Genomic DNA, 609 nt, shown 5'->3' on the forward strand with positions numbered 1-609 from the left:
CGCAACTCGGTACGAGTTGTTCCTTTGATAGCCCGGGGTTGGCGAGGAACGAGCCTACCCCGGGTAAACGTTAGCAAGGAGATTCAACGCCGTAGGTGTTGAGCTTTTTCCGAGAAGGCACGCTTATAATGAAACATTTTATGGCAAATTAATCAAAAAAAGCGCAACATCTACGGCGTTGTTCCCCACAAACTATACGCTAACCCAGGGTAGCCTGCACTATCGTTTGGCAACCCTGGGCTATCAAAAACGCAACACCTACGGCGTTGATACGTTCATTTTATAATACAATTAATACCAACATATGAATAAATAAATAGCAAAATACGCCAATATCCTAATGAACACATCGCTCATGATGAATGTTATAACGATGCAACGCCATATATTTAATGTTAATACTTCTATGGATATATCTACCATGATGAAAATTCGGCTTAATGGTCAAATGTACTCCTGAAAGGGGGCATAATGCTCTCTTTTTCATTTAATGGTCAAATGTACTCCTATAATAGTTGAACTCCCTAGTGTTTATCGGGGTTGTAAGCCCCTAATATGTTTCCAATAAGCAGTTCTCGCTTCTCTTTCGAAAGTCCACGATGAAGACGC

General features: G+C 41.1%; 1 pseudogene. It reads left to right on the top strand.

The features are described 5' to 3' along the window. Positions 1–74 (top strand): annotated as a pseudogene (locus tag HMPREF9420_RS14640) (tetrahydrofolate synthase); the annotation flags it as partial. Between the last annotated feature and the right edge of the window lie 535 nt (positions 75–609).

Origin of the sequence: Segatella salivae DSM 15606 (assembly GCF_000185845.1) — a bacterium.
Lineage (GTDB): Bacteria > Bacteroidota > Bacteroidia > Bacteroidales > Bacteroidaceae > Prevotella > Prevotella salivae.